Raw genomic sequence first — 25967 nt, 5'->3', positions numbered from 1 at the left:
ATGCTGAAAGTCTTATTGCTGTTCCTGATCCTGATCGCAGGCATGGTGATCGGCCCGATCGTCGCAGGCCACCAAGGCTACGTCCTGATCCAAACGGATAACTACGATATTCAAACCAGCGTGACCGGTCTGGTCATCATGCTGGTACTGTTCTTCCTCGCCTTTTTGGCGGTGGAATGGGTGCTCCGCCGGATCTTTCGTACCGGATCCCGCACGCGCGGCTGGTTCCTCGGCCGCAAACGCACTCGCGCCAGAAAACAGACCAAAGCCGCGTTGCTCAAGCTGGCCGAGGGAGATTATTTACAGGTAGAGAAGCTACTAACGCGTAATGCCGACCATGCCGAGCAGCCCGTGGTTAACTACCTGCTGGCAGCCGAAGCCGCCCAGCAGCGCGGTGACGAGTTCCGTACCAAGCAATATCTGGAGCGCGCCGCCGAGGTTGCAGATACCGATCAGCTTCCGGTAGATATTACGCGCGTGCGTATTCAGCTAGCGCGTAATGAAGATCATGCTGCACGTCACGGCGTGGACAAACTGCTGGAGGTCGCGCCTCGCCACCCTGAGGTTCTACGTTTAGCGGAACAGGCTTTCCTACGTACTCACGCCTATAGTGCGCTGTTGGATATTCTGCCTGCGATGCGCAAGATCAACCTGTACCCTGAAGAACGTCTGCTGGATCTGCAACAGCAGGCCTATATCGGTCTGATGAATCAGGCGATGGCGGATGGCGGCAGCGAAGGGCTGAAGTCGTGGTGGAATAACCAGAGCCGTAAAGTGCGCCATGAGATCCCGCTTCAGGTCGCGATGGTTGAGCATCTGATCGATTGTGACGATCATGATACCGCCCAGAAGATCATTCTCGACGGTCTCAAACGTCAGTATGACGAGCGCTTGATCTTGCTGATGCCGCGCCTCAAAGCCGGAAACCCAGAACAGCTGGAAAAAGTACTGCACCAGTACATCAAGCAGCAAGGCGCTACTGCGCTGTTGAGCAGTACGTTAGGTCAGTTGCTGATGAAACACGGCGAATGGCAGCAGGCCAGCGATGCCTTCCGCACCGCGCTAGAGTTACGCCCAGACGCTTATGATTATGCCTGGCGTGCCGATGCACTCGATCGGTTGCGTCTGCCGGATGAAGCGGCCCAAATGCGGCGCGAAGGGTTGTTGCTCACACTACAGCAGCCTGCCGACTAGTCGCTGCACTATTCCTTTCATAAGGCTCCTTTTTTGGAGCCTTATTCTTTTGTATGGCCCGTCCTGAATAGCCCGACAGAAGGCGGTTACCGAACATTTTCCTCAGACGAAAAAAAACGCTTACCGATAAACGGTAAGCGTTGAAAATATCAGGTCTGTCAGACAACAGAATGGTGCCTCACTCAACGTTATGTCCGGAAGGCCCGATGGAGATTTGCATCTTCATCTGGAGTTGGACGATAGGCACCTCAAATTGGCTCTGCGTCATTCCCAGGATTATGAAGCCGAAGCAAGCATAGAAGGTGGAATGAGCATCTACACGCTTATTTAAGCATAAATTATGCCAACATGCATAATTTTATTATCAGCACTTCATAAAATTAAGCTAACCAGCTAATAAGCAATAATATTTTTATTTATCCACTGGGAAGGAGCTCAAGACACATTGGGCAGAAAAAACGAGATCGCGCTCACAAAACCTGTCGTCCTTCAGAGACGCATTTATCAGATAAAATATTAATCATTATTAATCAATGAATTAAATGTCTCTTTTTTGCGACAGCAGAACCCCTAGAGTGTCGTGTTTTTCTGACAGCCCAGTCAAAACTATTGATTCAATTAAAAAAAGGGAAATATCCGCGCTGGGAAGCCCGACGCGGACAGAATTGGCTTAATGGGAGGAGATTAGCGGGAAGACAGCTGTTCTAAACTCTGTTTCGCGACCTGATACAGATAGTGCGCAGTCGGGAACAGCGCGCTGTCGTCAACGCGGAATTTCGGGTGATGCAGCGCATACGGCCCGCCGGAGCCGACCATCATGAACGTACCCGGCAATTTCTGCTGATAGAACGCAAAATCTTCACCAATCGGGCTTGCTTCCACGCGACGCGCTTCAAACCCTTCGTCACTCGCCACATTCAGCGCAAACTCAACCCACTCTGGCGTGTTGATCACCGACGGCGGCCCTGCATGCCACAGGAATTCAATTTCTGCACCAAAGGTGCTGGCGATGCCCGCTACGATCTGACGGAAACGCTGTTCAATTAAATCACGTGCAGCCTGATTGAACGTTCTGACCGTGCCTTCAACATAGGCCGTGTCTGGGATAACGTTCCAGGTGCTGCCGCTATGTACCTGCGTAATCGACACCACCGCGTTATTGTCGGACGATACCGTGCGGCTGATAATGGTCTGTACAGCAGAAATCAGCTGACCCAGAATGATAATCGGATCGTTGCCTTCATGCGGCTTCGCGGCGTGACAGCCTTTCGCTGCGATCTTGATTTCAAAGCGGTCAACACCCGCCGTCAATGCGCCGTCTTTCCCACCGATGACGCCAACCGGCAGCGTTGGATCGTTGTGAATGCCAAAAATCGCTACCGCATTGTCCAACGCACCAACGGCGATGACTTCCGGCGCGCCCAATCCTGTCTCTTCAGCAGCCTGAAACAAAATTCGCACCGTGCCTTTCAGCTCCTGCTCAATTTTCTTCAGCAGAATTGCCGCACCCAGCGCCGCAGAAGAGTGAAAATCATGACCACAGGCGTGCATCACGCCTTTGTTGAGCGACGTAAACTCTACGCCAGACTCTTCTTCAATCGGCAGGGCGTCGATGTCGGAACGCACCACGACCAGTGGCCCTTCCTGTAAGCCGCCCACTTCCGCAACCAGACCGGTTTTCAACGGCAGGTCGAGGATACGAATCCCTTCTTTTTCCAATACCGCACGAATCTTCTTCGTGGTCTCGAACTCCTGATTGGACAGTTCAGGATGGCGATGTAAATCGTGGCGAAACGCCTGAATAAACTGAGCCAGAGGCTCGTGCTGAGATGCTGTTCTCATGAATACTTGCTCCACATTATCGTGCCCTGCCTGACAGGGCTGCCTTGTTCAGGCGTGCAGGTGTATCTACGTATGCGTTAAATATCGTACTCAAGCGGCTCAGGCAGCTTGGTCAACTGACGCAGGAAACGCTGGGTTTGCGGGTTGTCCGAGAAGCTAATCACCTGCTCCGCCGGGCCTTCCTCAACGATGTGCCCGTCTGCCATGAAGATCACGCGGTCAGCCACTTCTTTCGCAAACTGCATTTCATGGGTGACAATCACCATCGTGGTGTCGTTTTTCGCCAGCTTCTGAATCACCTGAAGCACTTCATGTACCCTTTCCGGGTCAAGTGCCGAGGTCGGTTCATCAAACAAAATCGCCTTCGGATCCACCGCCAGCGCACGCGCAATACTCACGCGCTGTTGTTGTCCGCCGGACAGCGTCACTGGATACTGTGCCGCCTGCGGCAGCAGACCGACCTGCTCCAGCAGCGCCAGACCAATTTCATCCGCCTGCTTCTTCGGCATTTTTTTCACGACAATCAGCGCTTCCGTCACATTCTCCAGCGCTGTTTTGTTCTTAAACAGGTTGTAACTCTGGAATACCATCGCCGTCTGACGGCGCAGCGCATAGGCTTCTTTAGAGGTGTAACGGCGCGTATCCAGCGTTTGTTCACCAATTTCGATCGTACCCGACTCTGGCGTTTCCAGCAGGTTCAGACAGCGCAGCAGCGTGGACTTACCCGAACCCGATGGACCGATAATCGCGACGACTTCGCCTTTCGCGATATCCAGACTGATGTTGTCCAACACCACCTGATCGCCAAAGCGTTTAGAAAGATTCTTTACACTGATCATGTCAGCCCCTTATCGCTGTAGCGAGTGATTCAGTTTCTTCTCCAGCTGTTTTTGCAGCCAGGCGTAAACAATGATCACCAACCAGTAAATCAGACCCACAACCAGGAAGGTCTCAAAGAAACGCAGAGATTCGGCGGCAATCATCTTGCCTTCCGCGAACAGTTCGGAGACGCCCAGTGCAAAGGCTACTGAGGTATCTTTAATCAGGGAAATGAAGGTGTTCCCCGTCGCTGGCAGCGCATTCAGCATGGCCTGAGGCAACACGATGCGGCGATAGACCTGCGCTTTACTCATGCCAATGGATAGACCCGCTTCCGTCTGGCCGAAATCCACAGAGGCCAAACCCGCACGGAAAATCTCAGCCATATAGGCGGATGTTTTCAGGCTAAAACCGATAATCGCGGCCGTCATCGCATCCAGATTGGATAAGCCGGGGAATAGCTGCGGCAAGCCGAAGTAGATGATAAACAGCTGAACCAGAGACGGAATACCGCGGAACAGCGAGATATACAGTTCGACGATTTTTACTACCACGACGATCTTGCTTTCACGGACTAACGCCAGTATCAGGCCGAGAACCATAGCAAAAAACATCGAAACCACGGCAAGGAACAGCGTGGTCGGCAAATACATTAATACCTGAGGAAACACTTTTAACAGGTAGGCAAGATCGACATTCATGAGTCATACCATTAATGCTTCCACCGGCCATACTGCGCCGGTGGAGAAGGTGATAAGTCAACCGACAAGCGGCAATAACGTTACTTTTTCGGTGGAACAGAGATGTCCTCACCAAAGTATTTTTCGGCGAGCGCTTTCAAGCGTCCATCTTCACGCATTTTCGTCAATTCAGCATCGAATTGTTTACGTAATGCATCACCATTTTCGTCCTTATGGAACGGGAAGCTCACTTCTTCAATCACCAGCGGCTCACCGACCAGTTTGAACGGCAGGTTACGCTTATTGATTTCTGCCAACAGGATCGGACGTGAATTCACATAGCCTTCAACGCGTTTAGACAGTGCATCGTTCATCGCACCATCGCGCGTTTCATAGGTACGAATATTCACGCTGCCGTCGGCAAAGGCTTTTTTCAGGTTGTTGACGTGGTTGGAACCCAGAACACCGGCTACCGTTTTCCCTTTCAGGTCAGCCAATGTATTAATATCCGTGTTGTCTTTGTGCGTCACAATCTGGCTACCGTAATAACTGTACGGTTGGGCAAAGTTATACTTTTCCTGACGCGCGGGGGTAATTGCCACCACGTTCGCGACCGTATCCAGTTTTCTCGCTTCCAGTTGCCCCATCAGACCACTGAAATCGGCGGTAACCCACTCAACTTTGTAGTTCAGATCTTTCGCGATGGTTTCCGTCACTTCAACATCAAACCCGACCAGCTTGTTATCTTGTTTGAAGCCGCTTGGATAACTTTGACCTGTTGAACCCACTTTCAGTACTTTTTCCTGCTCAGAGCCGCTCTTCCCAGAGTCACAGCCAGCTACAAGAAAGGCGGTCGTCAGCGCCAGAACAGACAACGTTACTTTTTTCATCATTTTACTGCCTCTCTTTTTGAGTTTTTATCTTTCCACTGGTCATACAATTGGTTATCAAGGATTTTTTCCATCCAGATTGTCAGGTGTCCTTTTCCCAGATTCGTCTGCCCGACTTCCTTGAAACCATAATTTCTGTACATCTCAATCAGCCACGGGTGGTTTTGCGCGGTGCCAAGCGACACCGCAGGGGCTTTGAGCTGGTTAATCAGAATCTCTTCTTCAAGCCAGTTCATCATTTGCTTACCCAGCCCCTGTTTTTTATAACCAGGGTGCGTCGCAAACCAGCCCAAATGGGGCAAACCGAGCGGGCCTGGCTCCGGCCCCCACGGATAGCGGATGGTAAATGACGACACCATTTCGCCGTCTTTTTCCATCACATAAACGCCGTGTGAGGCAATATGCGTACGCACCATGTCGATGTCCGCATGGGCGGCAGAAAAATTGATACCCAGTTGGCGAATCGGCTCAAATGCCGCCAGCGCCAGTGCCAGATAGGTCTCATCGTCCGCAAGCGTAGCCTGACGAAATACGATACTCATGATGTCACCTTATGCTGGCAGCAGGCCGGAGTTATCCGCATAGCGAATCACGTCATCAACCTTCTGCGGCGCACTGCCAACGTAGTTAGCCGGATTCAGCCATTCGTCCAGATCGGCGGCAGTCACCTGTTCAGAAAGCACCGGGTGGGCCAGCAGTACCGATTTAAAGGACTGATTCTGCTCGAATGCCTGCATAGAACATTCGTAAACCAGATGGTGAGCAGTCTGCTTGCCGAGACGTTTGCCAATCTCGAACATCACTTTCTCGGACAGCAGCAGGCCATTTTGTAGATCGAGGTTCGCCAGCATCTGCTTCTCATTGACGGACATGCCACGCAAGATGCCAAGCGCGTTCTGAAGCTGAGCGGACAGATAGATATTGATTTCCGGCAGCGCGATCCACTCCGCACGCCAGCTCATCGCATCACGCTCATGCTCAACTTTCATGGATTCATGAATCAACGCAGCGCTCTTAAACAGCGGAGCAGTCAGGCTCGCCAGCCCTTCCAGCGCGGCAGGGTTGCGTTTATGCGGCATCGTAGTAGAACCGATTTTCCCTTCGGAGAACGGCTCTTCGATTTCGTTAATCTCGGTGCGCATCAGGTTGTACAGCTCGTTGCCGATTTTGCCCAGCGTACCGCTGATCAGAACCGTAACAGAAGCATATTCGGAGAAGCGATCGCGGGCAGACTGCCAGCCGATATTCGGCGTATTCAGCCCCAGCTTATCCAGCGTCAGACGCTCGATTTCCGGCCCTTTCTCGCCAAAAGAGGCATAGGTACAAATCGCACCGTTGATGTTGCCAACCAAAACACGTTCTTTGATTTCCCCCAGACGTTCGAGGTGACGGATAAATTCATCCAGCCAGACGGCCAGTTTGAAGCCAAACGTGGTGGGCAGCGCCTGCATACCGTGAGTACGACCGGCCATCAGCGTATGCTGGTGTTTCTTTGCCAGACGTTTCAACTCAACGGCCAGCAGTTGTGTATCTCTGACGACAATATCAAAAGATTGTTTCAGTTGTAACACCGTCGCCGTATCAACGATGTCCTGCGTGGTCACGCCGTAGTGAATAAACTCACCCGCGGCACCGCACTGTTTCTGAATCGCGGCAATCGTCGGCATCAGAGAATGCTTCATGCGCGCGGCATCTTTTGCAATCTCTTCAACGTTAAGCGCGCTTGCGTCAGCGTTTTCTGCAATGGTTTTTGCCGCATCCAGCGGAATGACACCCAGTTCACCCTCGGCAAGCGCCAGGGCAACTTCTACTTCGACCTGTTTAGTCAGGCGGTTATGCTCGGACCATACGCCGCGCATTTCAGGTGTGCCAAAATTATTCCCTATAAGAAGAAAATCAATAAGATGTGATGCCATAATTAACTCGTTAGTGTTGGATTTATCAGGCGGGGATTTATGTCGTCTTTTTAATTTTTAAAAATATAACATGCGGAAATTATGCGCTTTATATCTTTGGGATCTATCTTAGATCAAAAAGTTTTATTGCAAACTATGCATCTGGAAATGTTCACTAGCATTCTTTCCAGAGTGGGGCGGCAACAGCTAATTTAAAGGATAGAGGGTAATCTCACTGGGTGCATTTAACATATTGGTTCATCATATTTTCCTCGGTGTGCGAGTTAAATGTGTCAACGCTATTTACTGGAGGATTGCAGACGAAAAAAAAGCACATCTTTCGATGTGCTTTTCTTTGTAATTGGTCGGCGAGAGAGGATTCGAACCTCCGACCCACTGGTCCCAAACCAGTTGCGCTACCAAGCTGCGCTACTCGCCGAATGTACTGCTTTTTTGAACATCACTGATGTTCTCGTTTGTGTGTGGTGCGAAGAGAGGGACTTGAACCCTCACGTCCGTAAGAACACTAACACCTGAAGCTAGCGCGTCTACCAATTCCGCCACCTTCGCATAACTCACAAACCGTCAATCAACTACTCTAGTTGCAAAATCTGGGGTGGCTAATGGGACTCGAACCCACGACAACTGGAATCACAATCCAGGGCTCTACCAACTGAGCTATAGCCACCATCACCACACTTTACATCAACTACTTATTACGCGGTACTTCCTTTTTACGGGATACTTTCTTTACGAAGAAAAGTGTACCACCGCAGCTCTTGCACACAACATACTCGTTTACACAATATAATGGTGCGCCCGACAGGATTCGAACCTGAGACCTCTGCCTCCGGAGGGCAGCGCTCTATCCAGCTGAGCTACGGGCGCTTAGCGCCGTTGCGGGGCGGGATATTACGGGCTTAGTGACTGGCTGTCTAGTGCTTTTTTATCGAAATGATGCGTTTGATTATGATTTGCTCATTCCAAGCTAAATAACACACAGTTCCGCCCTTCCCGCCCCCAACTACTACGATTTACCCTCTGTCAGCGACGTCTTTTTGCCCAGTCCCAACGCAAAATAACACAGGCTAACCACGGCTAAAAACGCGACACCGACCAATAAAGACATCCGCGTATCGATATTGATGTACATTCCCACCAGCACACACAGCAAAAACGCCATCGTCAGGTAGTTTACCCACGGGAACAACACCGATTTAAACGGATGTGCGACCAGCGCGGCACGATGCTGCTCACGAAAACGCAATTGGCTGATTAACACCACAAACCACGGCACCATGCCCGGCAGTACGCTGGCGCTATAAACATAAACAAACACTTTTTCCGGATTAGGGATGATGTAATTCAACACCGACCCCGCCATCAGGCAAAGAATAGAAATCATGACGCCTGCTGCGGGTACGCCGCTGGCCGTCACTTTACCTAGCCAAGCGGGAAGCTGACGGTTGTTGGCCAGCGAATACAGCATACGTCCGCAGCTATACATGCCGCTGTTGCAGCCGGACAGCGCGGCCGTCAGCACCACAAAGTTGATGATCCCTGCCGCTGCGGTGATACCAATTTTCGCAAATGTCATCACAAACGGGCTACCCGAGGTCCCTATTTCATTCCAGGGGAAAATCGTGACGATAACGAAGATCGCGCCCACATAGAAAATCAGGATGCGCCACAGGATGTTGTTGATCGCGCGCTTCAGCGTCACCTGTGGATTTTTCGCCTCGCCCGCCGTAATGCCGACCAGTTCCACGCCCTGATAAGATGCCACGACCAGACAGAGTGCGAACAGCAGGCCTTTCCAGCCTCCCGCGAGGAAGCCGCCGTGTTCGGTCAGGTTACTGAATCCGGTTGCCTGACCGTGGTTACCGAAGCCGAAGAAAATAATGCCCACGCCGACGACGATCATCACGACGATGGTGGTGATTTTTATCATCGCGAACCAGAATTCGATTTCGCCATACAGCCTTACCGCAGCAAGGTTTGCCCCCGCCACCAGCGCAACTGCGGCAATAGCCGGTATCCATTGTGGCAAATCGGGGAACCAGTACTGAACATACACGCCAATCGCGGTAATTTCCGAAATCCCGACCGCCATCCACATAAACCAGTAACCCCATGCGGTGAGATAACCGAAGAAGGGATTCATGTATTTGTGTGCATAGACGGCAAACGATCCCGCAACCGGCTCCAGATAGAGCATTTCGCCCATTGAGCGCATGATGAAGAAAACGAAGATTCCGGCGACAATATAGGCCAGCAATACTGACGGCCCCGCCCACTTCAGCGCGCTGGCGGCGCCCATAAACAGCCCAACGCCGATCGTGCCGCCCAGCGCAATCAGCTCAATATGCCGGGCTTCCAACCCTCGATGGAGTTTTTCCTGCTTTACATCTTCTGCCATATATCCTCTGTCTTTATGTTGTGCTTATCCCGGCTGCTGCCGGTTATTGTTTTTTATTCAGTTTTATGAAGAGCCAATTCGGTTTCGTGAAGAGAAACCGGCTCTTATCAGGCATACCGCATCTGTCATGCTGCTTATTTTCAGAAAAAATGTGCCTTCGCCTCAAATTAGCGGCCATGAAAATACCGTAATGTGGGTTTGAATAACACATAAGGGATGACGAATACGCCAAAGATAGAATTCTGTATTTCTGATCGGCTGGCAAACAGACAATTAAAATCGAATAGGAATAAGAAATCAGGTTTATATATTGAGAGGAAAGATTGTGGAGCAAGGTTGGCGCGTTTAACGCGCCAATTCAATGAAGTTACAGACGACCGCTGTAGTGATAGGCGACATATTTCAACAGCTTAAACTGCCGAAAAATACGGCTCGGCTGGGACAACAAGCGATACAGCCATTCCAGCCCTAAGTTTTGCCACACGAGCGGGGCGCGCTTCACATGTCCGGTAAAGACGTCATAGGTTCCACCCACGCCCATATACAAGGCATCAGGATAGTGGTGACGACAGTCGCGCATCAGGATTTCCTGTCGTGGCGACCCCATCGCGACGGTAACAATTTGCGCACCGCTGGCGCGGATACGTTCGAACAGGGCATCGCGCTGCTCTGGCGCAAAATAGCCATCCTGACTGCCGACAATATTCACGTTCCACTGCGCCCGCAGCTTCGCTTGCGTTTGTGCCAACACATCAGGTTTGCCGCCCACCAGAAAAACCGGCGTGCCTAATTTGCCTGCCCGTTCCATTAGCGCTTCCCACAGGTCAGCGCCCGCAACTCGCGTGACGTCAGCCTGCGGATACTTGCGCCGAATGGAGCGCACGATGCTGATGCCGTCCGCATACTTGTACTCTGCACGATCGAGCAATGCACGCAGCGCCACGTCTTTTTCCGCCGTTAGCACTTTCTCAGCGTTAATCGCCACGAGCGTGCCCGTTTCAACCCGCTCGCCCGCAAACAGGTAATCAACAAACTGCGCCATGTTACGAAAACCGTGAATGGGCAAACCACGAATGGTATACAGAGGAATGGTCTCTGTGGTTTTTAACGCTGTCATACCTGCTCCTTTATCACAGGATCCTGTACGGTGTTGGGTGTCGGCGTGGCACGCATACGCATCAAGCGTTGCCGGATTAGCCCCGCGCTTTCCAGCAGCCAGTAGAGCAGCTTGGCAACAAGCAAGCACAGGCCGAAGACCAGACAGAAAAACACCACACGCGAAACAAAAGAATCAACGCCTTCACGCGTCAGCACAATAATATTGAACACCGCCCCGAAGCAGAACGCCTGCAAAATAGCGGCCTTATAGCGATTGCTGTCGTTCTTCCCTAACTCGTACACCCAGTCGAACCATTTGATAACCAACCCTACTGCAATCGCGCCGAGCGGGATAAACAGCACGCCCCCCATCACCACCAGCGAGCCCAACAGCGTGGGAGATATAGCCAGCCCAGAGTGGTTATTCAACACTTCCCAGGTGAAATAGTTCGCACTGTTTAACACCAGATTCGGACGATCTGGCCATAGCCAAGAGGGAATAAAGACGTAGAAATCACGGGCAATCGGTGCCAGTCCCTGGAATTCAATTTTGTCGTAGTTCTGCCACAGCAGCGCCAGATTTTCCCAGGGTGAGAAGGTGTCGCGGGTTAAATAGAGGAACGTATAAAATGCGTAATCACCGCTGACGTCCAGCCCATAGCGCTTCAGCGCCAGCCAGAACATCCCGACAATCCCGAATGCACCAGCCGCAACCAGCATCCAGAGCGTAATCCAGCCGCGCACAATACCAATAAACAAAAACAGGGCGAAGGCGATGATCAGATTCGCACGCGTTCCGCCGACAATCACATACGTCAGCATCCCGAACGCGACCGTTCCGATGAGGAACAGTAGCCACGCACGCTGCGTCTGGCGCAGGAAATACACTACCAGCATCGCCGGAATGAAGAAGTAGAAGAAGCGTTTCAACGCCACGCCAGACACATCGCTGGAAAATATTTGGCTGTACGAACGCAGCTTAAACAACAAGAAGCCGTTGTTGAGGAAGAAAATACCGACAGTGGCTACCGCAATCAACGCCAGCAGCAGCCAGGTCAGATTGGCTTCAACCCGGTTCACCGTCAGGAGTGGCGCACGCGGCGCGGAGGCTTTCTGGCGTAGCCGTGTCTTATAGCTGACGTAATAGATCGCATAGAACGCCGTCGCAGACAGCATCGCCTGAAGCAGAAACTGCACGGGAACCACTTCAACGCCAAACCGGAAAACCAGCACGCAGGTAAATGGAAAACCAAAATAGAACGTCAATAAATAGAGCAGAGAAAACAGCACGTTAAAATTAAAACGCACCCGCCGAAACTCCATCCAGGTCAGGCTCAGGATAAAGATGACTGAAATCAGGTAGACGACAAACAGCCCACCAAATTGCCCCAGCGTCATGTCGGTTCTCCCGCTGCCAATGCCAGTGCATCTCGCCAGCCTTGCAGATAATTGGGATTGAAGAATGCAATCTGGTGCTTATCGACCGATGCCAGTTGGCGCTGCGCTTCACGCACCAACGCCTCATCCAGCTCATCACCGTAAAACAACACGGGCAGCCCTTGTTCCGTCAGATCCTGCCAGAACGGATTTTGCCGGCTGATCACGAACGGCACGCCAAACTGAATCAGCAGACATAACGTCCCGATTCCCTGCTGGCGATCGAAAATAAAATAGCCCAAATCACAGGTGCGCAGCATATTGAGATAATCATCAAACGCCAGTTGGTCTTTCAGCAGTTGGAAATTTTTCACACCGAACAGCGCCAAACCGTCCTTTTCCACCTGTGCGATGTAGGATGCGTTATTCGCGGGGTAGCCCATCGGCACAATCACCCGCACATTTTTCCCGAACTGCTTGTGAATTGCCCGCAGCGCTTCCTGATGGCGATTGGTGCGATCGCCAGAATTGCCGACCAGAATCGTCATCGGCCCTGCCAGTGGTTTATCCACCTGCATGCCCGTTAGCGCTGGATTCATTCGCGTTGGGAAGTACAGCAACGACGTCGGCACGCGAGGTGAACGTTGCTGATACCACGCCAGATCGCCACGCGTGGCAAATACGTGCCCAACACGCTTTTGCGCCATACGCCGCAGCAGATAAAACAGGCGATACTTCAGGCTACTCGCCTCTTCATACAAATCCGCTCCCCAAACGTGCCAGTAAACCTGCTCGGATTTGATTTTTCCACTCAGCAACGCCAGCCACAGCGTGGGGTTAAACTGCCCATGCAGGAAAAAACGCATCTTGCGGTTCGCTTTGGCTCTGGCGATAACCGCCTCAGCCAGCGTTTTCTTATCCACGCAGGTTTCGATACGCAGCGCGGGGAAATCGGCCGATGAAATGCCGTCGCGGGACGCCACGATGAAGTGCCGAATCTGCTGTTCGGGGAGTTCCGTCGCCAGTACGTCGTTAAAAAAACGTAAAACGGTCTGGTTATGATGCGGGATGTCAGATCCCAATACATGAATCAGTGTCGTCATGCTCGCCTACGGTAAATAATGAATACGCAACAACAAAGCAAAAAATAGACCAGGTAGGTTGCCATATAGGCCTGCGCCGCACCTTGTGCGCCATAAAGCGGAATCAGCCAGTGGGAAAACCCAGTCAGCAGGAGAAACTGGCTCACTTCCGTGAGCAGATAAAAGCGCAACGCCGCTTTCGCAATGACCAGATAGCCAAAAACGTAAGCGCCCACTTTCATTACATCGCCTACCAATTGCCAAACAAAAAGATCTCTCATTGGCGTGAACTCGCTGGAGAACAGCAGCCAGATGGCAAAATCTCGCAGCAGCCACACACAAAAGCTGACGCCTGCCACGACGGGCAGCACAAATTTCAGCGAGCGAACAATCTCCTGCGACAACGCGGCTTTATCCGTCAGGCGCGAGAGTGTCGGCAACAGATACACGGTAAAGGAGGCGGTAATGAATTGCAGGTAAGCATCGGAAATACTGCTTACGCCCTGCCAAATACCCACTTCATCCCAGCTGTAATGTGCCGCCAGCAGGTTACGCATCATGATGTACGCAACGGGCAGCGTTACCGCCGTCATCAACGCCATCAGCGTAAATTTGCCCAACTGCCCGGCAATCGCACGATCCCACGCGGGTTTTAGCGATGTCAGCGCCAGCGGTGTGCGCCGCAATAGCATGATTCCTGCCGGAATCACCAGCAGCGCAGGCACCAGCGCCAGCCCTGCCAACGCACCAACGTAGCCACCCAGTTGCAGGCAGAGCCAAAAGGCCGCCAGCCCAATCAGGCTGCCACCGATAACGGCCAGCGCGTTGCCTATCGCATCTCGATAGCCTTTGAGGATCGCCAGACATAGGTTGGCGTAGGCGATACCCATTTGGATAAACGCCAGCGCCCGCACTAAATCGCGATAGTCGTCATGCCCAAATAGCAGATTAGCGATAGGCGTTGCGGCCGCCAGAAAGAGAATCGCCAGCAGCGTGGAGAAGCCCAGCACCAGCGTGACAGACGTACCGAGCAGCGGCCTCAGCCGTTCCGGCTGTTGCTGATACTCCGCCACGTATTTAGTGACGCCGTTGAAGATCCCGGCACCGGCTAACACGCCCAACACCGTAATAAGCTGGCGGAAATTTCCTGCCATCCCCACGCCGCTGGGGCCAAAAGCGACCGCCAGCAGTTTGACAACAACCAGCCCTGCGCCGATTTTTATCAGCGTGGAGCCTGCCGTCCATATCGATGCTTTCGCCAACGACATATCAGGAGAAGAAGCTCAGAATGGTATTGATGACCGTCCGCTGGTTGACGTCCGAGAGGTTGTAGAACAAGGGTAACCGCACCAACCGTTCGCTTTCCTGCGTGGTGTAGCGGTCCTCACCGGAGAAACGACCGAAGTTCAGGCCAGCCGGACAGCTATGTAGCGGGATATAATGAAAGACCGTCATGATTTCGGCTTCTTTCATGTAATTGATAAACGCGCTGCGGTCATCCTGATTGCGCAGTTTGATATAAAACATGTGCGCGTTGTGAATCCCATTGGCAGGCACGGTCGGCAGAGTAATACGCCCGGCATCGGCCAGCGATTTGAATGCCGCGTAGTAGTTCTGCCAAAGTTTCAGGCGACGCTCGTTGATCGGCCGCGCCGCTTCCAACTGCCCCCAAAGATAGGCAGCCTGAATATCCGCCATCAGGTAGCTTGAACCGATATCCCGCCAGGTGTATTTGTCCACCTGTCCGCGGAAAAACTGGCTCCGGTTGGTGCCTTTTTCACGGATGATTTCCGCGCGTTCCACCAACCTTGCGTCATTAATCAGCGTGGCTCCGCCCTCACCGCCCGAGGTGTAGTTCTTGGTTTCGTGAAAGCTGAAGCAGCCGATATGACCGATAGAGCCCAGAACACGGCCTTTGTAGCTGGACATCACGCCCTGCGCGGCATCTTCCACGACATATAAATCGTATTTCTTCGCCAGTGCCATAATCGCGTCCATCTCGCAGGCCACGCCCGCGTAGTGAACTGGCACGATAATGCGCGTCTTTTCCGTAATTGCGGCTTCGATCTTCGTTTCGTCAATGTTCATGGTATCTGGGCGGATATCGACAAACACGATCTTCGCGCCGCGCAGCACAAAGGCGTTGGCGGTAGAAACGAAGGTATAGCTCGGCATGATCACTTCATCGCCGGGCTTAACGTCCAGCAATATCGCAGCCATTTCCAGCGAAGCGGTGCAGGAAGGCGTGAGCAGGACTTTTTTGCTGCCGGAATAATGTTCCAGCCATTGCTGACAACGGCGGGTAAAGCCACCATCGCCGCACAATTTGCCGCTGCTCATGGCAGCCTGCATATAATCCAGTTCTGTACCGACAATCGGTGGCGCGTTAAATGGAATCATGTGATCACCTGTATAACCAATACGCCGTGCTCTCAATCATGGCACCACGGCGAAGATAAAGACGAAGCGCCGCTACGTTGCTAACCTGTGTCGCGACCCGAAGACGTACCAATCCTTGTTGTCGACACCACATTTCCGCCAGCGCCATCAGCTGTGAACCGATGCCCCGTACCGTAACGCCCGGCCAAACGCCCAGTAGCCCGATACGTGCATCCGTGTCATCCATTCTGCGTAGCGTGACCCATCCTTGTGGATTGCCAGCGGCATCTTCCGCCAGTAAACAGCAGTGGTCGAACGTACCGCGCACGGCGTTTTCAATCCACTGCGCATAGAAACGTCCGCTATCCTCCGGCTGATACCACGGAGAACGAAAACGGCTCAGTGCAAAAACACGTGACGCCGCGCCCCTCAGTGCAGGGATATCGCCGAACGTAGCTTCACGCCAGCACGGTAGCGGTGTCACAACAGTCGCCCGTTGCAGCGGCAGACTGAGTTCGACCTCGCCTTCCACCAATCGAAAACCAAGATCGGCAAGCGCATCCACCAGCACCAGATTGTCCGCCGCAATTTTGGCCTGCGTCAGCGTCAATGCGTTCAGTGCATCGGGCGTCAACGCCGGAGCAGAAGGCGAAAAATTCAGCTTACCGCTGTCAATCTGGAAGAATTCGCTCTCCCAGCCTAGCGGTTCAACCGTGGCACGAATCTCTCCCTTTCCTATTGATATCGGATGGGTCATCGTTTCGCTCCTTCATTTCCGCCATCTGGTTCAGGCACGGGTTTAGTCGCTCAGCCCTAAACGCTCGCCGGTATAAGAACCATCTTGCACGCTGCGCCACCATTTTTCGTTATTCAGATACCAACTGACGGTTTTTCTCATGCCCGTCTCAAACGTTTCTTCTGGACGCCAGCCCAGCTCACGTTCAATTTTCCCGGCATCGATCGCGTAACGCATATCGTGACCTGGACGGTCTTTCACGTAGGTGATGAGATCGCGGTAATGCGCTACGCCAACGGGCTTATTCGGCGCCAGCTCTTCGAGCAGCGCGCAAATGGTCTGCACGACTTCAATGTTTTTACGCTCGTTATGACCGCCGATGTTGTACGTCTCGCCGATTTCGCCTTCCGTTACTACTTTGTACAATGCACGAGCGTGGTCTTCGACAAACAGCCAGTCACGGATTTGCGCGCCGTCACCATAAACGGGTAACGGTTTGCCCGCGACCGCATTCAGGATCACCAGCGGAATCAACTTCTCTGGGAAATGGTAAGGGCCGTAGTTATTCGAGCAGTTGGTGATAACCGTCGGGAACCCGTAGGTGCGCAGCCAGGCGCGAACCAGGTGGTCGCTGGAGGCTTTCGATGCGGAATAAGGGCTGCTTGGCGCATAAGGTGTGGTTTCTGTAAACAGATCGTCCGTCCCGTGCAGGTCACCAAACACTTCATCGGTAGAGATATGGTGAAAACGGAACGCACTCTTGTCCGCATCAGCCAGGTTCTGCCAGTAGTGCCGTGCCGCTTCTAACATCGTATAGGTGCCGACAATATTGGTTTCGATAAAGGCTGCTGGGCCATCGATAGAGCGATCGACGTGGCTTTCTGCCGCCAGATGCATCACCAACGCTGGCTGGTAAGCCGTAAAGACACGGTCCAGTTCAGCACGATCGCAGATATCCACCTGCTCGAACGCAAAACGTTCGCTATCAGCAACAGGAGCCAGCGAAGACAGGTTGCCCGCATAGGTCAGCTTATCGACAACGACGACGCTGTCCTGCGTTTCCGTCAAAATGTATCTGACCAACGCCGAACCAATAAATCCAGCACCACCGGTAATTAAAATACGCTTCAACGCCATACTCCTTTGGTATCGATAACCCACTGTTGTTTCACATCTTCTGGGTTAACCGCTTTAAACTGACGGTGGTCAACCAGCATTACCAGCACATCGGCTTCTTTTAATGCACTGCTGGTATCGACCAGTTTTACCTGTCCGGCCAACACGGACGGCAGGTGTTTGACATTCGGTTCGACGGCTAACGTCACGCCGGTATTCCACTGTGCAATCATGGACGTAATCCCTACCGCGGGACTTTCACGCAGGTCGTCAATATCAGGCTTAAACGCCAGCCCAAAGCAGGCCACCGTAACCTCGCTCGCGCGTTTATCCGTTTGCGCCAGATAATCCGCCACGGCCGCTTTTACGCGATCCACCACCCAGAGCGGTTTGCCATCGTTCACCAGTCTGGCGGTATGAATCAACCGAGCCTGCTGCGGATTCTGCGCCACGATGAACCAGGGATCGACAGCGATGCAGTGTCCACCGACGCCAGGGCCGGGTTGCAGGATATTGACGCGAGGATGGCGGTTTGCCAATCGGATAAGTTCCCATACGTTAATGTTTTGTTCGGCACAAATCAGCGAGAGTTCATTGGCGAAAGCAATATTGACGTCGCGGAAGCTGTTTTCCGTCAGCTTGCACATTTCGGCGGTGCGGGAGTTAGTAACCACACACTCACCTTCGAGGAAGATTTTGTACAGTTCGCTCGCACGAGCAGAGCACACAGGGGTCATGCCGCCAATGACACGATCGTTTTTAATCAGCTCGACCACGACCTGTCCCGGCAGCACGCGTTCAGGACAATAGGCAATATTGATATCCGCCGTTTCCCCAACCTGCTGCGGAAACGTCAAGTCAGGACGCGCGTCGGCCAGCCACTCGGCCATTTGCTCCGTCGCCCCCACGGGGGATGTCGATTCCAGAATCACCAGATCGCCCTTCTTCAGAACAGGAGCGATGGACGCCGCAGCCGCCTGAACGTAGGCCAGATCGGGTTCGTGATCGCCTTTGAAAGGGGTAGGAACGGCGATCAGGAAAGCATCGGCTGGCACAGGCTTTGTCATCGCCTGAAGGTAACCATTTTCCACTGCCACTTTGACCAACGAATCCAGATCGGGCTCGACGATATGGATTTCGCCGCGATTAATGGTTTCGACCGCCAGTTTGTTCACATCGATACCGATGACTTTTTTCTGGCGCGACGCAAACGCCGCGGCGGTGGGTAAACCGATATAGCCCAAACCGATTACGGAAATGGTAGTAAAGCTCATAGTGTCACCTGATAATTTTTATGTCGGGCCGTCGCAGCCCGAAAATGCACTTAGCGATTTTTTATGTCGGGCTATCCTTGCCCGACCCCCTTCGGGCCGTCGCATAGCGACGTTTAAAATCGCTCCTAGCGATTTTTTAAAGCATCAACGATGCGTTGACAGGCTTGTCCATCACCATAAGGGTTATGAGCGCGACTCATTGCCTGATACGCCTCTTCATCCGTCAACAGCATAGATACCGCATCGACAATGCTGGTTACTTCCGTACCTACCAGCTTGACCGTACCAGCTTCAATGGCCTCCGGCCGTTCTGTCGTATCACGCATCACCAATACGGGCTTGCCTAACGACGGAGCCTCTTCCTGAATCCCGCCAGAGTCAGTCAAAATCATGTAAGAACGATTCATCAAATACACGAAAGGCAGATAGTCCTGCGGCGCAATTAGCATCACATTATCAATGCCGCTCAATATGCGATTCACCGGTTCACTGACGTTAGGATTCAAATGGACCGGATACACAATTTGTACTTCAGGGTGTCGACGGGCGATATCGGCCAGCGCGCTGCAAATACGCTCAAAGCCACCGCCAAAACTCTCGCGACGGTGTCCAGTAACCAGAATCAGCTTCTTGTTGTCGTCTAAAAAAGCATATTTTTCATCGAGGCTGCGGCGTAACGCGGCGTCCCCGAGAATACGATCGCGCACCCAGAACAGCGCATCAATCACCGTATTACCCGTCACAAAAATATGCCGGTCAGACAGATGCTCACGCAGTAAATTTTGGCGGGAATTTTCCGTCGGGGCGAAATGGTACATCGCCAAATGTCCGGTCAATTTGCGGTTAGCCTCTTCCGGCCAGGGCGAGTAGAGATTGCCAGTACGCAATCCCGCTTCTACGTGGCCGACGGGGATACGCTGATAAAAAGCCGCTAGGCTGGTTGCCAACGTCGTGGTGGTATCGCCGTGTACCAACACCAGATCTGGTTTGAACTCCGCCATAACGGGTTCAAGTCCCGATAAAATCCGGCAGGATATCTCACTGAGTCCCTGTCCCGGTCGCATAATATCCAGATCGTAATCCGGCGTAATATCGAACAAACGCAGCACCTGATCCAGCATCTCTCGGTGCTGGGCTGTTACGCAAATTCTCGATTCAAAGGCTCCATCCTGAGCCAAGGCATGAACCAGCGGTGCCATTTTTATGGCTTCCGGCCGGGTGCCGAAAACAGTCAATACTTTCACATTGAATCTCTTTAATCAGGTTAGACGCAGACGCTCGCTGAGCATCAGACGCGAATCAGCAAGCTGGTTGGCGCGGACGGCGAGCCAAGGCAACACCCGCACCGACGAGCGCACCAATCGCACCCCACATCACCATCAGGAATGCCCGGCGCGGGCTGTCGCGCTTCACCGGTTCTTCCGGCGTACGCAAATAACGATATGTCTGGAAACTGCCCTCAAGCGTTGGGCCAACGTTCAGCGTTGCCAACATCGCGCGATTTTGATCGTAATCCAGTTCATAGTGCGGGCCGCTGGTCTGCAACGTTTCCAGTCGGGCTTGAAGCATCGGCCTGCCAAGCAGGAACATTTCTGATGCGGGGATTTCGTCTGCTGGCGTATCCGTCTGGCTACGGCTAATACCTTGCTGTTGTGCGATTTTCAGCGCCAGTTCAAGGCTGCGGACTTCGCGATCGTAAATCGCTTTTGCTACTGCTTCCTGACGCTTGATCTGCGACTTCATGAAAATGGTTCTGGCAGCCCAAGCCCCCTTGATCTCTTCATTCAGGTGGCTGGCTGCACGCTGGCTGGCAAAAACCACGTACTGACGAAGCAACGTATTGGAATCCGCAGAGGTTTCCGCCACCAGCTTCACAGAATCATTGGTTTTTTTCCCGCTGTCGCGCGGCGTAAACTGAATGTTGTTAACCAGTTCATCCAGCAGAGCCGCATCAGCTTTTCCATCACCTTCCAGACGCTGCTTATAATAGTCAGTCTGTAACCAGAAATCGCGGCGAGTATCATAGGCCGCTAATTGCATGATGAATTCGTCATAAGCATCAGCCGAAATAGACGGTTGCTCAGGCTGAGGCGTGGAAAAAGAGCGGGCGTCGAGGTTACGCAGGAATTGCTGCTGCGAATAATACCCGCCCAGCATATTGACCGTCGGCTTGTCGGTAATCGCTGTCGCGCTCCACTCCTGTTTAACAAGATAGGAATAGCCTAATGCCACAATGGCAAAAAGCAGGCCGATCGCTATCGGCCATACCTTTCCACGCCACAACAGGCGAAATAAACCACGGATATCCAATTCGTTATCAATCAATGCATTCCCGGTAGACAAGTTCTCTGATTTCATTACTTCCCCAAAATTATTTGGTCAGGATGACTGCTTTTGCTCATCAGAATGCCGCATACGGCGTTTGATTCGCTTGATAAAACGGGCGACCCGCCATGCTCGTTTCAGGCAGTAGCCATACAGTAGAAATGCAAGCAAGAATAATGCCAACATGAACCATTCGGGTATGAAAAAGAAATATTCTCCCAACACGCCGACCGCTGCCAACAAGGCGGCAGCAAGCGTAATCAACACAAATGCCTGACGGGAAGAAAAGCCAGCCCGCATCATTAAATGATGGATATGCTGTCGGTCAGGCGAGAACGGGCTCATCCCTTTGCGCAAGCGCCGATACATAATGGCAATCATATCGATCAGCGGGATAGCGATGATCCACAGTGCCGTAACCGGGTTAATCGGATGCTGTGGGCCTTGTGTCGTTTGAATCAGGAGCCAGATAGCAGTGAAGCCAATCATCGTGCTACCAGCATCGCCCATGAAGACCTTGTAGCGTGACCCAAACATGCCGAGGTTAAGCAGAATATAAGGCAACGTCGCCGCAATCATGGCGAAACACCACAATGCCAGATTCGTGTGGCCGCTCAGGTACAGCAAAATACCCATCGCCCCAAATGAGACGCTGGACAATCCGCCGAGCAATCCATCGATCCCGTCGACCATATTGAACGCATTGATCGCCGCCCAAACCGCAAACAGCGTGACCAGATAGCCAAACGGCCCCAGCCCCATTTGCCATGGGCCGAAAATGTATCCCAGGTTGTGTATCGTCAAGCCAGCAAAAGCCATCATCACCACAGCGACAAGCGCCTGCACAACGGCACGAATTTTTACGCTGATATCAAAACGATCGTCCAGCATGCCGATAAACACCAGCACACCCGCGCACATCAGATAAAGACGGAAATTGGGGATATATTGATCGGTAATAAAGTAGGTAAAACAGATACCCGCATACACGGAAATACCACCAACCAGAGGCACAAGACCCCGATGGCGTTTACGGTAGTTGGGACGATCGACAAGCCCTATTTTACCCGCGATGCTGCGAGCAAAAAAAAGGAAGCCTAAAGAAAACAAGAAAATAAATAGTAATTCGGTACTCATAGTGAGTAAGTTCACCGTTAACAGCTGCGCTGTAGCTGTTCAGTATAGACTCGGTTTACGCCTTATATCCTATCGCCCACATTGATCGCCAGTACAAATTGAGTGATAACCCAGTCTTACCAGTAGAAAGCCCCTTCACATCCGATCAATTAGGGGATAAAAAAACGCCACGACCCAGCGTGGCGTTCCCCGAGTTATCCGTAATGGATGAACGCCCGGATTTATGAACGTTTCATCATATCGAAGAATTCATCGTTGGTTTTCGTCATCGCCAACTTGTTGATGAGGAATTCCATCGCGTCGATCTCACCCATTGGGTGGATGATCTTGCGTAGAATCCACATCTTCTGCAATTCTTCAGAGGTGGTAAGCAGTTCTTCTTTACGCGTACCAGAACGGTTGTAATCAATCGCTGGGAACACGCGTTTTTCTGCGATTTTACGCGCCAGGTGCAGTTCCATATTACCTGTACCTTTAAATTCTTCGTAAATCACTTCGTCCATCTTAGAACCGGTATCAACCAGCGCGGTGGCGATGATTGTCAGGCTACCGCCTTCCTCAACGTTACGCGCCGCACCGAAGAAACGCTTCGGACGATGCAGGGCGTTGGCATCTACACCACCCGTCAACACTTTGCCCGAAGCCGGAACCACAGTGTTGTAGGCACGCGCCAGACGAGTAATGGAGTCCAGCAGGATGATAACGTCTTTCTTATGCTCAACCAGACGCTTCGCTTTTTCGATTACCATTTCGGCAACCTGAACGTGACGGGAAGCGGGTTCGTCAAACGTTGACGCAACCACTTCACCTTTCACCAGACGTTGCATCTCGGTAACTTCTTCCGGACGCTCGTCAATCAGCAGCACCATCAGCACGCAGTCAGGATGGTTGTAAGCGATGCTCTGCGCGATGTTCTGCAGCAGCATGGTTTTACCCGCTTTTGGCGGTGCAACGATCAGACCACGTTGACCACGGCCGATCGGCGAAGCCAGATCCAGCACACGCGCCGTCAGATCTTCTGTCGAACCGTTACCACGTTCCATACGCAGACGAGAGTTTGCGTGCAGCGGTGTTAAGTTTTCGAACAGGATCTTGTTGCGGGCGTTTTCAGGTTTGTCGTAGTTGACTTCATTAACTTTAAGCAGCGCAAAGTAGCGTTCACCCTCTTTCGGCGGACGAATCTTGCCAGAAATAGTGTCACCAGTGCGGAGGTTAAAGCGGCGGATTTGGCTGGGAGAAACGTAGATATCATCGGGGCCTGCGAGGTAGGAGCTGTCTGCGGAGCGGAGAAAGCCGAAGCCATCCTGCAATATCTCCAGCACACCATCGCCGAAAATATCCTCGCCGCTTTTGGCGTGCTGCTTCAGAATCGCGAAGATAATATCCTGTTTACGCATGCGGGCTTGGTTTTCCAGTCCCATATTTTCGCCAAGAGTAACTAATTCAGAAACTGGCGTATTCTTTAATTCGGTAAGATTCATAGTGGTGGGTTCTTTAACTCGGGGTAAATCTCGAACTATTAACGTGAATGGTATGGCAGGATCATCCGTGCCTCTATAGCAGTCTTCAACCACCGGATTCCTGTCTGGTTTCACACCTGAAGCGCATTAAACCGCGCAAAACGATATCCGCATAAATCAACGGCAGGAGATCGAAGACACATAAAACCAATTATTGTAATAACTAGTAGACTGTCCAAATCGGCTCACAAAAAGGTGTTGTAAAATAATTACCTTACTTTGCAAAACAATCATTTTGTAAAAAAACGATTTTTTGATTTAGACACAGAATAATACTTTAGACTCTAACTTTCAGGCTTAAGCCTAAGGGCTTAAACATAGGCAAGTACGATATGCAGTGTTAAAGAATCTACCACGCTTCCCGACGAGCAGCAAGCAGTCAATATGAGAATTGCATATTGTCCGATTGCGCCCGCCAGCAATCCTCTTTTAAAGGGGATTGAGCTAATTACAGATTTGACGTCAAGAACTCTTTCAGTTGCCCTTTGGACAGCGCGCCGACTTTCGTCGCAGCGACTTCGCCGTTTTTAAACAGCAGCAGAGTAGGGATGCCACGGATACCATATTTTGGTGCGGTAGCTGGGTTTTCATCAATGTTCAGCTTGGTAACCGTCAGTTTACCTTCAAACTCTTCGGCAATTTCATCCAGAATAGGAGCGATCATTTTGCAAGGACCACACCACTCAGCCCAGAAATCAACCAAGATAGCGCCCTCAGCTTGCAATACTTTCGTGCCGAAGCTGTCATCAGTCAGGTGAATTATTTTATCGCTCATATTTTACTCCGCAGGATTATTTCTACCTTGTTGGTGTAGCATTAACCAACAACGGCTTGACTTTATTTCACCGGATACGCTTTCGTAAAGCAATAGTTAGCTGATATTCTACCACACTATGAGCAAAACACACTTAACTGAACAGAAGTTTTCCGACTTCGCCCTGCACCCGCAGGTTATTGAAGCTCTTGAAAGTAAAGGGTTTCATAACTGTACGCCTATTCAGGCGTTAGCTCTGCCATTGGCTCTGTCAGGGCGTGATGTTGCGGGTCAGGCGCAAACCGGTACCGGCAAGACGCTGGCTTTTCTTGCGTCTACTTTCCATTATCTGCTTTCACACCCTGCAAATGCAGAGCGTCAGACCAACCAGCCACGTGCTTTAATTATGGCACCAACCCGTGAACTGGCTGTCCAGATTCACTCGGATGCAGAAGCGCTGTCTCATGCAACGGGGCTAAAATTAGGTTTAGCCTACGGTGGCGACGGCTACGACAAACAGCTTAAAGTGCTGGAAAGCGGCGTTGATATTCTGATCGGCACCACCGGTCGTCTGATCGACTACGCCAAACAGAACCATATTAATCTCGGCGCGATTCAGGTTGTCGTGCTGGACGAAGCCGATCGCATGTACGATCTCGGCTTCATCAAAGACATTCGCTGGCTATTCCGCCGCATGCCCGCAGCGGCACAGCGCCTGAACATGCTCTTTTCCGCTACGCTCTCCTACCGGGTGCGTGAACTCGCGTTTGAACAGATGAATAACGCCGAGTATGTGGAAGTCGAACCAGAACAGAAAACCGGCCACCGTATTACAGAAGAACTGTTTTATCCGTCCAACGAAGAAAAAATGCGCCTGCTCCAGACGCTGCTGGAAGAAGAGTGGCCGGACCGCTGCATTATTTTCGCAAATACCAAGCATCGCTGCGAAGACGTCTGGGGCCATCTGGCTGCCGACGGCCATCGCGTTGGGCTACTGACGGGCGACGTCGCGCAGAAAAAACGTCTGCGTATTCTGGAAGAATTTACCCGGGGTAATCTGGATATTCTGGTGGCAACGGACGTTGCAGCTCGCGGTTTGCATATTCCTTCTGTGACCCACGTTTTCAACTACGATCTGCCGGATGACTGCGAAGACTACGTTCACCGTATTGGTCGTACGGGCCGTGCGGGACAAAGCGGATTCTCTATCAGCCTGGCCTGTGAAGAGTACGCGCTGAATCTCCCGGCTATCGAAACCTATATCGGTCACGGTATCCCGGTCAGCAAATACAACAGTGACGCGCTGATGAATGATTTACCTGCGCCGAAGCGTTTAACGCGTCCACCGCGTTCCAATAATGGCCCGCGCCGACACAATGCACCGCGCCGCAGCGGACCGCCCCGTAATAACCGTAAACGAGCGGACTAAC

General features: G+C 52.1%; 22 protein-coding genes and 4 tRNA genes. 2 read left to right on the top strand and 24 right to left on the bottom strand.

The window, feature by feature from the left end; all coding sequences use genetic code 11:
* The gene (hemY, locus tag K7X24_RS09385) at positions 1–1194 is read left to right on the top strand and encodes a protoheme IX biogenesis protein HemY (protein ID WP_224554502.1); all 1194 of its coding nucleotides are present in this window, start codon (positions 1–3) and stop codon (positions 1192–1194) included.
* Between the two features lie 684 nt (positions 1195–1878).
* Here the strand turns inward: hemY and K7X24_RS09380 are convergent.
* The 24 genes from K7X24_RS09380 to trxA all read right to left on the bottom strand — a co-directional run bounded on the left by K7X24_RS09380 (position 1879) and on the right by trxA (position 24558).
* A complete protein-coding gene (locus K7X24_RS09380) occupies positions 1879–3036 on the bottom strand; it encodes a M20 peptidase aminoacylase family protein (protein WP_224554500.1) in 1158 nt (385 codons plus the stop codon).
* 77 nt (positions 3037–3113) lie between these two features.
* The gene (locus K7X24_RS09375) at positions 3114–3875 is read right to left on the bottom strand and encodes an amino acid ABC transporter ATP-binding protein (RefSeq protein WP_109225927.1); all 762 of its coding nucleotides are present in this window, start codon (positions 3873–3875) and stop codon (positions 3114–3116) included.
* 9 nt (positions 3876–3884) lie between these two features.
* Positions 3885–4556, bottom strand: a complete 672-nt coding sequence (locus tag K7X24_RS09370; protein WP_039345321.1) for an amino acid ABC transporter permease — start codon at positions 4554–4556, stop codon at positions 3885–3887.
* An 80-nt stretch (positions 4557–4636) separates the two neighbouring features.
* Positions 4637–5428, bottom strand: coding sequence for an amino acid ABC transporter substrate-binding protein (locus K7X24_RS09365; RefSeq protein ID WP_010294606.1), 792 nt, complete (start codon positions 5426–5428; stop codon positions 4637–4639).
* Entirely contained in the window at positions 5425–5967 is a 543-nt protein-coding gene (locus K7X24_RS09360) for a GNAT family N-acetyltransferase (RefSeq protein ID WP_039508653.1), read from the bottom strand. Before K7X24_RS09360 ends, K7X24_RS09365 begins: the two co-directional genes overlap by 4 nt.
* A 9-nt stretch (positions 5968–5976) precedes the next feature.
* Positions 5977–7341, bottom strand: a complete 1365-nt coding sequence (gene purB, locus K7X24_RS09355; protein WP_010294611.1) for an adenylosuccinate lyase — start codon at positions 7339–7341, stop codon at positions 5977–5979.
* A gap of 341 nt (positions 7342–7682) precedes the next feature.
* Positions 7683–7759: transfer RNA gene (locus K7X24_RS09350), tRNA-Pro, on the bottom strand.
* A gap of 44 nt (positions 7760–7803) precedes the next feature.
* A tRNA-Leu gene (locus tag K7X24_RS09345) sits at positions 7804–7890 on the bottom strand.
* A 42-nt stretch (positions 7891–7932) separates the two neighbouring features.
* Positions 7933–8008 (bottom strand) — tRNA-His (locus K7X24_RS09340).
* Positions 8009–8131: 123 nt separating this feature from the next.
* Positions 8132–8208, bottom strand: a tRNA-Arg gene (locus tag K7X24_RS09335).
* Between the two features lie 139 nt (positions 8209–8347).
* A complete protein-coding gene (thrP, locus tag K7X24_RS09330) occupies positions 8348–9739 on the bottom strand; it encodes a bifunctional threonine/serine APC transporter ThrP (RefSeq protein ID WP_039546733.1) in 1392 nt (463 codons plus the stop codon).
* Between the two features lie 367 nt (positions 9740–10106).
* The gene (wecG, locus tag K7X24_RS09325; protein ID WP_224554498.1) at positions 10107–10856 is read right to left on the bottom strand and encodes a lipopolysaccharide N-acetylmannosaminouronosyltransferase; all 750 of its coding nucleotides are present in this window, start codon (positions 10854–10856) and stop codon (positions 10107–10109) included.
* Entirely contained in the window at positions 10853–12235 is a 1383-nt protein-coding gene (gene wzyE, locus K7X24_RS09320) for an ECA oligosaccharide polymerase (protein WP_040033239.1), read from the bottom strand. The genes wecG and wzyE overlap by 4 nt, the downstream gene beginning before the upstream one ends.
* Positions 12232–13317 (bottom strand): TDP-N-acetylfucosamine:lipid II N-acetylfucosaminyltransferase, encoded by a 1086-nt coding sequence (locus K7X24_RS09315; RefSeq protein WP_039492903.1) that lies wholly within the window; start codon positions 13315–13317, stop codon positions 12232–12234. The genes wzyE and K7X24_RS09315 overlap by 4 nt, the downstream gene beginning before the upstream one ends.
* The gene (gene wzxE, locus K7X24_RS09310; RefSeq protein WP_224554496.1) at positions 13314–14564 is read right to left on the bottom strand and encodes a lipid III flippase WzxE; all 1251 of its coding nucleotides are present in this window, start codon (positions 14562–14564) and stop codon (positions 13314–13316) included. The genes K7X24_RS09315 and wzxE overlap by 4 nt, the downstream gene beginning before the upstream one ends.
* A 1-nt stretch (position 14565) precedes the next feature.
* Positions 14566–15696: a dTDP-4-amino-4,6-dideoxygalactose transaminase gene (rffA, locus tag K7X24_RS09305; RefSeq protein ID WP_224554494.1), complete on the bottom strand. Its 1131-nt coding sequence runs from the start codon at positions 15694–15696 to the stop codon at positions 14566–14568.
* A gap of 4 nt (positions 15697–15700) precedes the next feature.
* Positions 15701–16432: a dTDP-4-amino-4,6-dideoxy-D-galactose acyltransferase gene (wecD, locus tag K7X24_RS09300; RefSeq protein ID WP_224554492.1), complete on the bottom strand. Its 732-nt coding sequence runs from the start codon at positions 16430–16432 to the stop codon at positions 15701–15703.
* Positions 16433–16474: 42 nt separating this feature from the next.
* Positions 16475–17548: a dTDP-glucose 4,6-dehydratase gene (gene rffG / locus K7X24_RS09295; RefSeq protein WP_174447503.1), complete on the bottom strand. Its 1074-nt coding sequence runs from the start codon at positions 17546–17548 to the stop codon at positions 16475–16477.
* Complete coding sequence (gene wecC / locus K7X24_RS09290) at positions 17539–18801, bottom strand: UDP-N-acetyl-D-mannosamine dehydrogenase (RefSeq protein ID WP_039474261.1); 1263 nt, start codon at positions 18799–18801, stop codon at positions 17539–17541. Before wecC ends, rffG begins: the two co-directional genes overlap by 10 nt.
* 125 nt (positions 18802–18926) lie before the next feature.
* Complete coding sequence (wecB, locus tag K7X24_RS09285; protein ID WP_103862722.1) at positions 18927–20045, bottom strand: non-hydrolyzing UDP-N-acetylglucosamine 2-epimerase; 1119 nt, start codon at positions 20043–20045, stop codon at positions 18927–18929.
* A 55-nt stretch (positions 20046–20100) separates the two neighbouring features.
* Positions 20101–21159: an ECA polysaccharide chain length modulation protein gene (wzzE, locus tag K7X24_RS09280; RefSeq protein WP_103971718.1), complete on the bottom strand. Its 1059-nt coding sequence runs from the start codon at positions 21157–21159 to the stop codon at positions 20101–20103.
* A 21-nt stretch (positions 21160–21180) separates the two neighbouring features.
* Positions 21181–22278, bottom strand: coding sequence for a UDP-N-acetylglucosamine--undecaprenyl-phosphate N-acetylglucosaminephosphotransferase (wecA, locus tag K7X24_RS09275; protein ID WP_103862724.1), 1098 nt, complete (start codon positions 22276–22278; stop codon positions 21181–21183).
* A 206-nt stretch (positions 22279–22484) separates the two neighbouring features.
* Positions 22485–23744 (bottom strand): transcription termination factor Rho, encoded by a 1260-nt coding sequence (gene rho / locus K7X24_RS09270; protein ID WP_224554490.1) that lies wholly within the window; start codon positions 23742–23744, stop codon positions 22485–22487.
* A gap of 487 nt (positions 23745–24231) precedes the next feature.
* Complete coding sequence (trxA, locus tag K7X24_RS09265; RefSeq protein WP_224554488.1) at positions 24232–24558, bottom strand: thioredoxin TrxA; 327 nt, start codon at positions 24556–24558, stop codon at positions 24232–24234.
* Positions 24559–24676: 118 nt separating this feature from the next.
* Between trxA and rhlB the strand changes: the two genes are divergently transcribed.
* Entirely contained in the window at positions 24677–25966 is a 1290-nt protein-coding gene (gene rhlB, locus K7X24_RS09260) for an ATP-dependent RNA helicase RhlB (RefSeq protein WP_224554487.1), read from the top strand.
* Position 25967 lies beyond the last annotated feature (1 nt).

This window comes from Pectobacterium versatile, assembly GCF_020166435.1.
Classification (GTDB): Bacteria; Pseudomonadota; Gammaproteobacteria; order Enterobacterales; family Enterobacteriaceae; genus Pectobacterium; species Pectobacterium versatile.
Note: the sequence above shows the minus strand (reverse complement) of the source record. Positions and strands in the feature narration are given on the sequence as shown.